Raw genomic sequence first — 12,697 nt, 5'->3', positions numbered from 1 at the left:
TTTTATGGCTATGGTAATTCTTACATTGAATTGCGGATCTTCTTCCGCAAAATACCAAGTTTATGACTGGGACAACAAGGAAGTTCTGGCAAACGGTGTAGTTGAGCGCATTGGAATTGAAGGCTCATGTATCACACACAAGGCAAAAGGAAACAAGACGGAAATCAAAAGCGCCTGCCCTACGCACAAGGAAGCAATCGAGCTTATTTTGAATACAATCACAGACAAAGAAATCGGCGTTATTCCTGATATGTCTGTAATAAAAGCTGTAGGCCACAGAGTTCTTCACGGCGGAGACAAATTCACAAAGTCTGTTCTTATAACTCCAGAAGTTCTTGAAACATTCCGTTCAGTTGTTGACCTTGGACCTTTGCACATGCCGGCAAATATAATGGGAATTGAAGCCGCGCAAAAAGTAATGCCAAATGTTCCGCATTGCGCTGTAATGGACACAGCATGGCACCAGACAATGCCAGAAGAAACATTTATGTATGCAGTTCCACGTGAATGGTACACAAAGTATGCCGCACGCCGTTATGGTTTTCACGGAACATCTTTCCTTTACACTGCAAAAAGAGCGGCTGTCCTTCTCGGAAAAGAGCCAAAAGACACAAACCTTATAATCTGCCACATCGGAAACGGCTCTTCAATGTGCGCCATAAAAAACGGACAGTGCTACGACACTTCAATGGGAATCACACCGCTTGAAGGCCTTGTAATGGGAACAAGAAGCGGAGACGTTGATCCGGCTCTTCCGTTCTACATCATGCGCAAAACTGGAATGTCCGCTGACGAAATGGACAAAGCCTTGAACAAAAAATCAGGCTGCCTTGGAATCACAGAAAAATACTCAGACCGCCGCGACATTGAAATTGCAGCCGCAAACGGAGACAAGCTTTGCCAGCTTTGCATTGAAATGGAAGCTCTCCGCATAAAAAAATATGTAGGCGCATACATGGCTGAGCTAGGACACGTTGACGCTATAGTATTTACTGCCGGAGTTGGAGAGCGCGGACCTATCACACGCGGAAAATCTTTGAGCGGACTTGAAAACTACGGAATCAAAATCGACGCGCAGAAAAATGAATGGTCATTCACTGGAAACGCCGAAACCTGCATTTCCGCAGACGACAGCAAGACAAAGATTTTTGTAATTCCAACAGATGAAGAACTTGTTATGACAGAAGACGCATTCGCTCTTATGCAGGGAACTTATGATGTTCACACAAACTTCACTTACAGCTTCCAGTCTCCAGACTATGTAAACAAAGCGCGTGAAGAAGGACTAAAAGGCGACCTTGTAAAACGCCCGAACATTGCAAAAGTAATCGCTCGTCCTCCAAAAAAATAAAAGCTAGCAAAAACAATCTGCCGGCATTTTTAAACTGAATCCCAAAAGTTAAAGATAATTTTTGGGATTCTTTTTTTTAAGAATTTTCATGGTTTTTAAGCAAACAGGTCAAAAGTCAGTGAGGTTTGGGTCAAAACTCAGTAACTTTTGGGTAAAAAGTCAGTAACTTTTAAAAAAAACTCACTGACTTTTGAGTGAAAACTCAGTGAGTTTTGAGTGAATTTTTGCATGAAAAAAAATAAAGACAACTTTTTATTCCACAACAACTTTCGCATATTCTTCATCAAGAACATACAAAATCAGCGTTGTGTTTTTCTTTACATCATAAGGAACTGTAAAATGCTTTCCCGGATGGCAGAATTCAGCTAGCGTAACAAGTTTTCCGTTCTGATCCTGAGAATCCAGTTTTACAGGGACTGGGTATGGATATTCTGGAAGTTCCGCAGAAAAAATTCCTTGCGCTGTTTTTGCTTTTTCAGTTGCAGGCTGAACTTTCAACGTGGCTTTCACTCTTGAGAAAACTTCAACTTGACCTGAAAGCTTTTCTTCATCAGAAATAATTCCTTCCGCAGGGCTTTTTGAATCTTCTTCAACTTCAAAATCAAAAATAACTTTATATTCTCCAAGTTTTGAAAGAAGCTGCTTTATAGAAAGTCCTTCAATGTTAGGAACTTCTGTCTTTGGAATTTCCGTTCCGCTGCTTACAACAAACTGAAGGTTGATTTTTTCTGAAACTGGAGCTCCGGCTTCTGGATACTGCGCAAGAATTGTTCCGGCTGGAAATTCGCTCTTTTGGTAAACAGGAGGAGAGAGCTTCACAAGAGAATCGTTTCCGCTGAACAAAAATTCCAGAGTATTCAAAACCTCGTCAACATTTTTTCCTGAATAATCTTCTATATAGTCAATTGGAATTCCGCGGCTCACTGTCAAATTCACTCTGCGGTAAGCTTTTACAATCGCCCCGGAAACTGGATTCTGTTCCAGAATAGTTCCCTTGTCGCCAGGAATCTCTGAATATTTCAAAAGAATTTTTGGGTAAAGCTCCTTTGCCTGAAGTTCCAAAAGAGCATCCGTTAGGCTTTTTCCTGTAACATCTGGCACAAGAACTTTTTCCGCTCCCTGAACCGTCATAAAAAAAACAACAAGACAAGAAGCCGTCATTATAACAAAAGCAAGAAGAACTGTTATCACGACAGTTTTTCCGCCGTTCCTTAAATCGTCAAGCCGGCCGTTAAATTGAACTCTTGCCTTTTGAAGAATGTCCTTGAATTTATTTTTGTCCATCATTTACTCCAAAACAGTGCCTATAAAATTTCTGGCTCCGTTCATAAAAGATTTATAATCCATGGCTTTTTTTGCCTGCCACTGAAGCTCTGTAGCAATCAAAACTCCGCTTCCTGTCTGAATAAGAATTCCGCGCTGCTTATTGTACTCAAGAACCGTTCCTGGAACTGCCGAAGTATTCTTTACAATAGAAGGATCTTGTGCCGCGACTTTGCTTGCCGCCCTGGCTTTTAGAATCCTAAGCTGAAGATTTCCAGAAGTTGTAAAACAGCCCGGCCAAGGTGTATAAGCTCTTATCTGCGCATCTATTTTTTCCGCGCTGTTGTTCCAGTTTATTTTTCCATCTTCTTTTTTTATTATGGAGCAATAAGAAGCCTTTCCTTCCTGTGGAAATGAATCCGGGAGCTTTCCAGTTTTTGCAATCTTGCGCAGAATTTGAGTTATATTCATTCCTCCGTAGAGCGCGCTGTTCTTTAAAACCTGCTCGGCTGTTTCTGTTCCGGTCAGGCGTTCTTTCTGCTGATATAAAATGTCTCCTTCATCCATGCCCAAAGCCATCTTTTGTATTGAAAAACCTGTTTCATCATCGCAATTTAAAATCGCGGCATTTACAGGAGTTGCGCCCCGGTATTTTGGGAGCAAAGACGGATGAAGATTTATTCCGCCGAATTTAAACAAAGAAAAAAACTTAGGGCCAAGAATATGTCCATAGGCAAAGCAGACAAAAATATCAGGCTCAAGGCTTGCAATTTGCTCGCGTTCAGGCTGTTTTATATGCTCTGGAGAAAAAACCGCTATATTGTCATTTCTTGCCCGGTTCCAGATAAGCGTATACTGCTCAACTTCAGTTGGAATAAGCTCTTTGTGCCTGCCTTGCGCAGACGGCGGATTTGTAAGAACACCGACAATTTTATATTCTTCTTCTGGCACCGAATTTGACATTGCGCTGTCTTTTAATATAAGTTCCAGTGCTTTTGCAGCACAAGCCGGACTTCCGCCAAACAAAACTTTCAGCATTTATTTTCCTTTTTTTGCATTTTTAGCCGCAAGTTTTGCTTCCAGGCTGCGTTTTTTTGCTTCTTTTTCTGCAAGCCTTTTTTGGGCGCGTTCTGCTTTTTTCTTAAAAAGCTCTACGGTTTTATTTTTAAATTCTTCATCGCCTCTGTCAATATAAAGAATTCCGTCCAAATGGTCATTTTCATGCTGAATAATTCTTGCAAGAAGTCCGTCAGCATCATCTAGAACAAAGCGTTTTCCATTTTCATCAATTGCGCTGACAGAAATTTTTACAGGGCGGACAATCTTTTCAGACACACCCGGAAGAGAAAGGCAGCCTTCTTCATATTCAGAATTTTCTGCGGAAGTTTTTATAATTTCAGGATTGATAAAAACACGGCGCACATTGTCATCTGAAATAACTACAAAGAATCTTTTTGAAATTCCAACTTGAGGAGCCGCAAGACCAACTCCGTCTGCGCTAATCATTGTCTCAAACATTTCATTTAAAGTGGCGCGCAATTCATCGTTTATTTCATTAAGTTCAACAGGAACGCATTTCTGTCTTAAAACATCTTCGCCAAGTTTACATATTCGCATTTTTTCCAGCCTTAAATTTTATTCAAGTCTTAATCTTGCAGCTTTTGCATGAGCCGCAAGTCCTTCCGCGTCTCCCAAGAAACCGGCAGATTCAGCAGATTTTTTTGCACCGGACTTTGTATTGTCTGTGCGCAAAGTTGTAACAGTTTTTATAAACGAACGGACGCTTAATCCGCCTGTAAATCTTGCGCTTCCAGAAGTCGGCAATGTATGATTCAAGCCCGCAGCATAATCTCCAAAAACTTCCGCAGCACCGTGGCCAATAAAAAGAGAGCCGTAATTATGAACCAGAGACTGGATTTTTTCACGCTCAAGGCTAGCATCAAGCGCAAGCTCCAAATGCTCAGGAGCTTTTTTATTTGCAAGTTCCGCCGCCTGCTCAAGATTTTTTGTAACAATTATGCGCCCAAAAGTATTTATGCTTTGTTCCGCGGTCGCTTTTGTAGGCAAGGATTCAAGCTGCTTTTCAATTTCCTTGGAAACTTTTTCTGCAAGCTCCATGCTGTCTGTTGCCATTACAGGCTGAGCCACAATATCATGTTCTGCCTGCGCCAAAAGATCCGCCGCAACCCAAACAGGATTCGCAGTTTTGTCAGCGATTATAAAAACTTCTGTAGGACCTGCAATCATGTCGATTCCAACAGTTCCATAAACAAGCCTTTTTGCTTCCGCAACATATTTATTTCCAGGACCAACAATAACATCAACGGCAGGAATTGATTCTGTTCCAAATGCCATTGCCGCAATAGCCTGAGAGCCGCCGCAAGCAAACACTTCTTTTATTCCGCAGATATAAGATGCCGCCATTATGTTTTCGTCAGCATAAGGTTCACCGCTTCCATCCGGATTTTTCCGCGGAGGAGTACAAAGAATAATTTCATTTACACCGGCAGCAATTGCAGGAGAACTTGTCATTACAACAGTTGAAACAAGCGGAAATCTTCCTGCAGGAACATAAAGCCCGGCTTTTTCAACAGGAATATTTTTCTGGCCTGTAAAAACTCCCGGCTCAAGCTCAATTTCAAAGTCATCAAAAGATTCTCTTTGTCTCTTTGCAAAACGCACAGCCAAATCCCTAGAATAGCAAAGCGAATCATAAAGCTTAGGATTTTCGGACTGCATTTTTTCCGCAGCAGCTTTTAAAGTTTCCTCTGGAATTTTTAAATTATGTGGAGAAGCCAAATCGAATTTTTTGCTGTACTCGCGCAAGGCTTCATCTTTTCTTAGCTTTACATTTCTTAAAATATCGCGGACTGATTCTATAGACTCTCCGAAATTGCGAGTGCAAAAAAACTCTTCTTCAACTTCATCAGCCTTTTGAATTTTTATCATTAAAATAGCCTCCTCTCCATTTTTAGCTGCTTTCTAATACTGATTCAAATTCTACAGCAATTCAAAACAAAGCCTAAAAATAGAATTCAATTATATCAAAAAGACGTGAACTTTACAATTAAGACAAAATCCGCAGCGCAATTTGACAGCTAACGAAATTCGATATAGTATTTGAGTATCTCTAAAAATATTGTTTCTGGAGCGCATGACATGGATAATAACGACTTAGTGCCAGGCTTTAATGACGAAAAAGACGGAAGCCTCGAGATTTTCCTTAGCAAGATTGAAGGAACCTCAAATTCTATCCTTGTAACGCTTAGCGGATACATCGATACATACAATTCAGCGTATTTCCAAAAACAGGCAGCAAAAATTATTTCAGCGGGATTTAAGAACATTGTTTTTAACTGCCAGAATCTGACTTATGTTTCTTCAACAGGAATCGGCTCGCTCACTTCAATTGAAAAAAATGCAAAATCGAACGGCGGCGAAATTGTTTTTACGGGAGTTCAGCCAAAAGTCTTTGAAGTCTTTCAACTCTTGGGATTCAGCCAGGTTTTCAACATTAAAGAATCTGTGGAAGATGCGGAAGACTATTTGAAAAAAGAAAAAGACGGCAATGATTCCACATTCCCAAAGATTTTTGAATGCCCTGTCTGCTCCAAAAAACTAAAAGCCGTAAAAAGCGGACGTTTCAGATGCTCCGACTGCAAGGCAATTATTGTAATCGACCAAAACGGAAATGTTTTTTTAGGCTAGCCACTTGATTTTATGAATTTAGACAATATCGTTATAGTTTTATCGCGCCCGGAAGAACCTAGGAACATTGGAGCCGCTTGCAGGGCAATGGCAAACAACGGAATCCATAAACTGCGGATTGTAGGAAAAAAAGAAGAAATCGACTTGGAAAAAGTCCACGTTCTTGCAATTCATGCGTCATATATTTTTGACAATGCCGAATATTTTTCTTCAATAACCGAAGCCTGCTCTGACTGTGCCTGCTCATGCGGAACAACACGCCGACGGGGAAAAAAACGCAAAGGCAAGCTTCTTCTGCCGGAAGAATTTGCAAAAGTAGCCAATAGAATTTCAGGAACAGAAAAAAAAGGCGGAAAAGTCGCAGTTGTGTTTGGCAACGAAAGAACCGGACTTGACGACAACGAAATCCTTGAATGCGAAATGGGCGTTACAATTCCTTCAAGCGAAGAATTCGGCTCGCTGAACTTAAGCCATGCCGTGCAGATTATGTGCTACACTTTGTTCCGCTACAATGAAAAAAATAAAATTGGATACACGCCAATAGATTCAAAAAGGCTGAAAAAAACTGTAACAACAATCGCAGATAATCTTCAGAAAATCGGATTTTTTTCTGTTACAGGACGCAAAGACATGGAAATTTTCTGGCGTGATATTTTGTCCCGCTCGGCTTTAAGCGAAGGCGAAGCGCAATATATAGAAAAAATATTCGACAAAGCAGCAGGTCTTTCTAAAAAAAGATAATATCATCTGCAAAGAGAATTTCTTTTTTTGCGCTGACACAAGAACGTTCAATGCAGTTTTTTAGCTGCCTGATATTTCCCGGCCAAGAAAAATCCATAAGTTTTTTAATTGCACAGGCAGAAAGTTTTTTCTCAAACACAGCAGCGCAATCTTCTGCAATTTTTAAAAGCTCATCCTTGCGTTCTCTTAGCGGTGGAACATTTATAACTAGAACACTGATTCTGTAAAAAAGCTGTTTTTTAAAAAGATTTTTTTCAACAAGCTCTGAAATTTTTGAATCTGTTGCAAAAATAAGACGCGCATCAAGACTGAGCTTTTTGCTGCTCCCAACTTTGCTGAATTCCTTTGAATCCAAAACTCCAAGAAATTTTCCCTGGCTTTCAAGGCTAAGCTCGCAAATTTCATCAATGAAAAGAGTTCCATCAGAAGCTTCTTCAAAAATTCCAGAATTTTCTTCCGCTCCAGTAAAAGAGCCTTTTATAGAACCAAAAAGCGAACTTTCAATTAAATTTGGATTTATTTCAGCAAGATTAAAAGAAGTAAATTTGCCGTTTTTTCTTATTGAATTTTCGTGAATAAAACGGGCAGTATGATTTTTTCCAGAACCGCTTTCGCCAAGCAGCAAAACCGTGGAATCGCTCTTGCAGGCAATTTCAATCTGCGCTTTAAATCCAAGACACAAATTGTTTTCTGCGCAAATACATTCATCCAGTTTTTCTTCACAAAACAAATCTTTGCAAGGCGAAGAAACTTCGGCTTTAAGTTTTACCAGCTCAGAAATATATTTTAGGCAGTCAGATTCTTTAAAGCAAACAAAAACTGGACGCTCAAGTGTATTTTTGAAAAATTTAGAAATGTAGGAAGATTCACCGCAGGAAAAACAAGAGCCGTCTATTAAAACTGCCAGAACCAAAAAAAATTCCGGACGAATAAAAGAAATTTCTTCTGTTTGCACACAAAAGAAATCAAAGTCCCGGCTAAAAACAACTTTGCAAAAAGAAATAAATTCTTTTCTACTTGAAACTATTAAAATTCTCTCCCTTGGCAAAAGCCTCTAATCCTTTTTAAAAAGTTTTGTCCAGACAAGAAGAATTATATACCACAAGAATGGAAAAATCAAAAAAATTCTAAGCGGATTTCTGATAATTTCTCCCCAAACTTCATGTCCTTTTTCAAAAGTTTTTGGATTTACACGTTTGATTCTTTTACTTAAAATTCCAACTGCGTCCCGGTAATACATAAAAATTCCAGAAGAAAATCTTTCTCTATTTGAATAGCTCCAAAAATCTTTCTTTTTAATTCCTTCGCTTACAAGAACCAAAGATGGAGACGCTTTTGAAATCGCCTGAATAATATTTTCTTCGTCCTGCTTTTGATAATAGCCCACGCATCTTCCCACAATCTGAAGTCCGCGGAAAGTAGAACGCATATTTTTTTCCGCAGCGGCAAGAGCTTTTTTTCTTCCGCCGAAAATATAAAACGACTTGTAGCGGCTTTCAAGAATAGAAAGAATGCTTATAAACGCGTCAAATGGATTATGCCTGAAAGGAACAGCCTTTTTAAGAAACTTTGCCCCAGACAAAATGCTTTTTGAAATAGGCAGAATCAAGTCGGCATTTCTTATGCTTTCTGCGTATTCGTTTTTGCGCCGGATTTTCATAAAGTCCCAGATTGTTATAAATGAAATTTGGGAAGGACCTTTTTTTTCCAAAAGCTGCAAAATCTTTTCTTCCAAATCCTGCTTAGAACAAACGTCCACAGGAACACCGAGTAGTTCTATACGTTGAACCGCCATTTTATTCTCCACTTAAAGCAGTCTGCAAAGCCGCAATTCCGTACAAAGAAGCAGTTTCGCATCTCAATATATTTGTGTCAAAATGCACGGGAATAAATCCGCTTTCTTTCATCATGCTGATTTCCTGCACAGAAATTCCACCTTCCGCGCCAACCGCAACTGCAATTTTTGCATTTTCCTTTTTTATAACATCGGCATTTTTTAGCGCATTATAAATGCTCTTTGTTCCATCGCTTCTCTCATAAAGGACAACCGCCGCCTTGTGTTCCGCCTGCAAATTTCTCCAAAAACTGCAAGCCGCATCCACAGAAACTGAAGGAAAAACTTTTGTTTCAACAGGAGAACCGCTTTGCTGCCTTGCTTCCGTTATTATTCTTTGCCAGCGTTCATCTTTTGATTCGGCTTTTTTCCGCGCGGACTCAATGTTTCCTTTTTGGCAGAATTCACCTTCCACTGGAATTATTCCGCAGACTCCGCATTCCGTAGCCTGCCTTATAATCAAATCCATTTTTGGAGGCTTTGCCTCAAACTGAAAAAGATAAATTTCCGTCTTGGGCTTTTTTAAAACAGGAATTGCCTGCAAGACAGAATTGTTGCAATTTAGCTTTCCCGCCACCTGAAGAATTATTTTTTTTTCACAAGAATCAATCTTTGCAACGGTCATCTGCTGAAGAGAACCGTTCAAAAGCCTTGCATAAATCATGTCGCCGCACTTAACTCTTAAAACGGAATTCAAGTAATGATATTTTTTTCCTTCAATGCAAATGCAACCATTAGAGTCAAGCGGAGTTTCTACAATAAATTGCCTCATTGTTCCTGCTGTTCTTTTAAAGTTTTTGTCGAAGCCATAAGCTCAGCAAAGTTTCCGCCTTTTATAACTTCGATTGCTGCATTTAACTGGCTGTCATAGTCAAGATCGTAAAGGCGAGGCGGACGCGTCCTGTCAAGCTCGTTGCGTATCATTTTTCTAAGAAGCCTCTCTTCAAGCTTGTATTTTTTACGCAACGTTTTAGCATAGGAAGCAATTTCCGCTTCTGTCATGTTCTGATGAGAATCCACATAATCTGCTATTGCGCCAGATTCTTCAAGAGCGTGCCAGTCGTTTTGCTCTTCTTCTGTGAAGTCCGGGTAAAGAACTTCCAAATCAGGCTTGATTCCAATCTTATCAATGTTCGTGTCGCTCGGAGAATAATATTTTGCCACGGTGATTTTGAATCCGTCGTTGTTTACAAGTCCGCGCGGAACCTGAACGCTTCCTTTTCCAAATGACTTTTCGCCTACAAGATAAGCGGTCTTTGTGTCTTTTAAAGCTCCGCTTAATATTTCGCTTGCGCTTGCAGTCGCCCTGTTTATAAGAACAACAATCGGAATGCCGCGCACAACAGTTTTTCTTTTTACAGCATGATAAACCGCATTTTCATAAGCAAGACGGCTTTTTGTGGAAACTATTATGCCTTCATCAATAAATTTATCCGCAATGTCCACCGCGCTGTCCAAAAGTCCGCCGCCATTATTCCGCAAGTCTATAATAAGTCCGTTAAACGAAGCTTCTTTGAATGAATCCAAAGCTTCCTGAACTTTTGCCGCAGTGTTCACAGAAAATTCCGTAAGACGCAAGTAGCCTATTTTTTCACCTTCAATCATTCCGTATTTTACAGACGGATTTTGGATAACAGCACGCACAAGAGTCCGCTCAAATTCAAGAGAATTTCTTCTGCGGATTTTTACAGTAACGCTTTCGCCAACAGTTCCGCGCAGCATGCTCAAAACTTCATCCATCGTAATTGTAGAAGTGTCCACGCCGTCAACTTCAATAATCAAGTCTCCTGACTGAATTCCAGCCTTTGCGCCCGGAGTATTTTCTATAGGCTCGGCAACTTCAACATAAGCGGGCTTTTCTTCTGTGGAAACAAGAGGCTTTGTTATGGAAAGTCCAACGCCGCCAAAGTTTCCAACAGTTGTGTCGGTAAGGCTTCTCCATTCAGACTGCGCCATATAAACTGAATAAGGGTCATCAAGCGCGCCAAGCATTCCCTTTAATGCGCCTTCATACAAAATCTGCGGATCAACTTCTTCCACATAATTCTGCTGAATAAAATAATACAATTGATCTATAACTTTAAGAAACTGACGCTGCTTTGCTGAATCTATGTCTGAGCTTGAAGAATTAGACTGCGAAAAACACTGCGAGGCAAAAATAGAAAACAATATAAACGCTGAAAAAATCCGCGTAGCTTTTAATAATTTCTTTGCGATTTTCATTGCTCCATTTTAAGCCCTTTTAAGGCACTGTTCAAGGGCATATTTATATTGAATAAAAAAGTGCTTGATTCAATTTGACTTTTGATAAAAGTAACTGTTTAACTGTGTTTATTCCAGCACTAAAAAGTTTGTCATTGCCGTGCTTGACACTGCGAAGTTTGCACAGCAAACTCGGTTGGCAATCTACTGTAAATTTTTAACAGATTATCGGGTCAAGCCCGATAATGACAACAAAATTCGACATTCAAACTGCTTTTAAATAACAATAGACTTTAACTAAAAGCTGATATATAATAAGAACAATACTTTTATTGATTTAAAGACGTTTTCACTGTCGTTGCGGGTGGGCTTCGGCAGTTTTTTTGTTTTAAATTGAAATAGATGAAGAAAACAAAAAAGCCAGCTAGAATCTCTAGCCGGCTTTTTTAATGAAGTATTTTTTATGTCATTTTCGGGCTTGCCCCGGAAATCTGTATCAAAAGATTGCCACATCAAGTACTTCAATGACATTTAGAGCTTATTAAAAAACTCCTTGTTAAATAATCTCGCTTACAGGGATTTTGTAAACACTTCCGCAGTTGCGGCAGACAATTTCAAGCGGGTCAGGGCCGTTTTGCTTTATGTCGGCAAGCTCATTTTTTGGAAGTGTCTTTAAATAGCCGATATATTTTTCCTTGCTGCACGGACAGTCAAAAATTATGCCGCGCTCAACTGCAATCGCAGGCTCAAACTCGCGGAAAAGACCGTGCACAATGTCTTCTGCCTTGCCTTTTTCAGAAAACCACTTGCCAAGCGAAGGACAGGCAGAAAAAGCGTTTTCAATTTTTTCTATCAGCTCTTCATCCACTTTCTGGTCTGCGCCGCTTGCTGTATTCGAGCCGGAATCTTTTGTTCCGCCAGTTTCAGGCATAACTTGAACAAACATTCCGCCTGCGCCCATCACGCGTCCGTTTTTGTCCATAAAAATGCTTGTGTTGAACGCCGTGCGAATCTGGTCAGACTGCTGGAAAAACCAAGCCAAATCCTTAGTGATGTTTTTATAAAGAATTTCCACAGAGCTGGTTTGCGCAGTTTTGTCGCCCGGATGAACTTTTGACATTGTCATTGTTCCATCCCCAAGAAAAGGACTTAAATCCCAGCTTTCTAAAGGCTTTTCCACAGGAATATGGTTTTCATACAAAAATCCGCGCACATAGCCTGAAGAATCAGCTTCAACAGAAAATCCTTTTGCAGGACCGTTTGTGTCATAATGCCAAGTAAGATGTTCCTTTCCTTTCATAGTGGGAATCATAAGAGCGGCACAGATTGATGCCTGCCCCAAAACCATTGTCTCAAGAATTCCAAGGTTATGCTGAGAACGAAGCTGGTTTACAAAACGTGTTCCATGAAAAAGCGCGCCTCTTGCTCGTCCGTCCGCCATTACAAAAATAGAAAGTCCATCTTTTTCAAGTGAATCAATATGGCTGTTCAGCTCGTTATCATTTATCTGTGCTTTTATCATGGAATATATAATAGTAAGAAACAGAATTTATGTAAACTTAAATCGGCGGCAATTACAGGGCAAACGCATGTAAAAA

General features: G+C 40.0%; 12 protein-coding genes. 3 read left to right on the top strand and 9 right to left on the bottom strand.

The genetic code is table 11. From position 1 onward, the window contains the following. Positions 1 to 10: 10 nt before the first annotated feature. Complete coding sequence (locus tag B3209_RS05375; protein ID WP_296690130.1) at positions 11 to 1,351, top strand: acetate kinase; 1,341 nt, start codon at positions 11 to 13, stop codon at positions 1,349 to 1,351. A gap of 252 nt (positions 1,352 to 1,603) precedes the next feature. Here the strand turns inward: B3209_RS05375 and B3209_RS05370 are convergent, their stop codons facing one another. The 4 genes from B3209_RS05370 to hisD are packed head-to-tail and all read right to left on the bottom strand — an operon-like array spanning position 1,604 to position 5,563. Next, positions 1,604 to 2,635 carry a PASTA domain-containing protein gene (locus B3209_RS05370; protein WP_296663687.1) on the bottom strand — a complete coding sequence of 344 codons (1,032 nt, stop codon included), beginning with the start codon at positions 2,633 to 2,635 and terminating at the stop codon, positions 1,604 to 1,606. Between the two features lie 3 nt (positions 2,636 to 2,638). Then, positions 2,639 to 3,652, bottom strand: coding sequence for a methionyl-tRNA formyltransferase (gene fmt / locus B3209_RS05365; protein WP_295797341.1), 1,014 nt, complete (start codon positions 3,650 to 3,652; stop codon positions 2,639 to 2,641). Then, positions 3,653 to 4,231, bottom strand: a complete 579-nt coding sequence (gene def / locus B3209_RS05360; RefSeq protein ID WP_296690102.1) for a peptide deformylase — start codon at positions 4,229 to 4,231, stop codon at positions 3,653 to 3,655. 18 nt (positions 4,232 to 4,249) lie between these two features. Then, complete coding sequence (gene hisD, locus B3209_RS05355; protein WP_295797328.1) at positions 4,250 to 5,563, bottom strand: histidinol dehydrogenase; 1,314 nt, start codon at positions 5,561 to 5,563, stop codon at positions 4,250 to 4,252. Between the two features lie 210 nt (positions 5,564 to 5,773). Between hisD and B3209_RS05350 the strand changes: the two genes are divergently transcribed. Beyond that, positions 5,774 to 6,322, top strand: a complete 549-nt coding sequence (locus B3209_RS05350; protein ID WP_296690100.1) for an STAS domain-containing protein — start codon at positions 5,774 to 5,776, stop codon at positions 6,320 to 6,322. Between the two features lie 12 nt (positions 6,323 to 6,334). Next, on the top strand, positions 6,335 to 7,063 hold the full coding sequence (locus tag B3209_RS05345; RefSeq protein WP_295797321.1) for an RNA methyltransferase: 729 nt from the start codon (positions 6,335 to 6,337) through the stop codon (positions 7,061 to 7,063). On the opposite strand, the gene B3209_RS05340 is transcribed toward B3209_RS05345, so the two are convergent. The 5 genes from B3209_RS05340 to B3209_RS05320 all read right to left on the bottom strand — a co-directional run bounded on the left by B3209_RS05340 (position 7,050) and on the right by B3209_RS05320 (position 12,621). Then, positions 7,050 to 7,976, bottom strand: coding sequence for a sigma 54-interacting transcriptional regulator (locus B3209_RS05340; RefSeq protein ID WP_296663678.1), 927 nt, complete (start codon positions 7,974 to 7,976; stop codon positions 7,050 to 7,052). The two genes, B3209_RS05345 and B3209_RS05340, sit on opposite strands and share 14 nt — an antisense overlap. A gap of 141 nt (positions 7,977 to 8,117) precedes the next feature. Then, positions 8,118 to 8,858 (bottom strand): WecB/TagA/CpsF family glycosyltransferase, encoded by a 741-nt coding sequence (locus B3209_RS05335; RefSeq protein WP_296663676.1) that lies wholly within the window; start codon positions 8,856 to 8,858, stop codon positions 8,118 to 8,120. A gap of 1 nt (position 8,859) precedes the next feature. Beyond that, complete coding sequence (locus B3209_RS05330; RefSeq protein WP_296663673.1) at positions 8,860 to 9,669, bottom strand: RsmE family RNA methyltransferase; 810 nt, start codon at positions 9,667 to 9,669, stop codon at positions 8,860 to 8,862. Continuing rightward, complete coding sequence (locus tag B3209_RS05325) at positions 9,666 to 11,120, bottom strand: S41 family peptidase (RefSeq protein ID WP_296663672.1); 1,455 nt, start codon at positions 11,118 to 11,120, stop codon at positions 9,666 to 9,668. The genes B3209_RS05330 and B3209_RS05325 overlap by 4 nt, the downstream gene beginning before the upstream one ends. Positions 11,121 to 11,655: 535 nt before the next feature. Next, positions 11,656 to 12,621, bottom strand: coding sequence for an Hsp33 family molecular chaperone HslO (locus B3209_RS05320; protein WP_296663666.1), 966 nt, complete (start codon positions 12,619 to 12,621; stop codon positions 11,656 to 11,658). Between the last annotated feature and the right edge of the window lie 76 nt (positions 12,622 to 12,697).

Source organism: Treponema sp. UBA6852, assembly GCA_002449305.1.
Classification (GTDB): domain Bacteria; phylum Spirochaetota; class Spirochaetia; order Treponematales; family Treponemataceae; genus Treponema_D.
The sequence above is the reverse complement of the archived record's forward strand: the minus strand, read 5'-3'. Positions and strand labels throughout refer to the sequence as shown.

Coding starts and splice junctions, on each gene's coding strand:
- B3209_RS05330 (WP_296663673.1), bottom strand. CDS start 9,669: ATGAGGCAATTTATTGTAGAAACTCCGCTTGACTCTAATGGTTGCATT.
- fmt (WP_295797341.1), bottom strand. CDS start 3,652: ATGCTGAAAGTTTTGTTTGGCGGAAGTCCGGCTTGTGCTGCAAAAGCA.
- B3209_RS05335 (WP_296663676.1), bottom strand. CDS start 8,858: ATGGCGGTTCAACGTATAGAACTACTCGGTGTTCCTGTGGACGTTTGT.
- B3209_RS05320 (WP_296663666.1), bottom strand. CDS start 12,621: ATGATAAAAGCACAGATAAATGATAACGAGCTGAACAGCCATATTGAT.
- B3209_RS05325 (WP_296663672.1), bottom strand. CDS start 11,120: ATGAAAATCGCAAAGAAATTATTAAAAGCTACGCGGATTTTTTCAGCG.
- B3209_RS05350 (WP_296690100.1), top strand. CDS start 5,774: ATGGATAATAACGACTTAGTGCCAGGCTTTAATGACGAAAAAGACGGA.
- hisD (WP_295797328.1), bottom strand. CDS start 5,563: ATGATAAAAATTCAAAAGGCTGATGAAGTTGAAGAAGAGTTTTTTTGC.
- B3209_RS05375 (WP_296690130.1), top strand. CDS start 11: ATGGTAATTCTTACATTGAATTGCGGATCTTCTTCCGCAAAATACCAA.
- def (WP_296690102.1), bottom strand. CDS start 4,231: ATGCGAATATGTAAACTTGGCGAAGATGTTTTAAGACAGAAATGCGTT.
- B3209_RS05345 (WP_295797321.1), top strand. CDS start 6,335: ATGAATTTAGACAATATCGTTATAGTTTTATCGCGCCCGGAAGAACCT.
- B3209_RS05370 (WP_296663687.1), bottom strand. CDS start 2,635: ATGGACAAAAATAAATTCAAGGACATTCTTCAAAAGGCAAGAGTTCAA.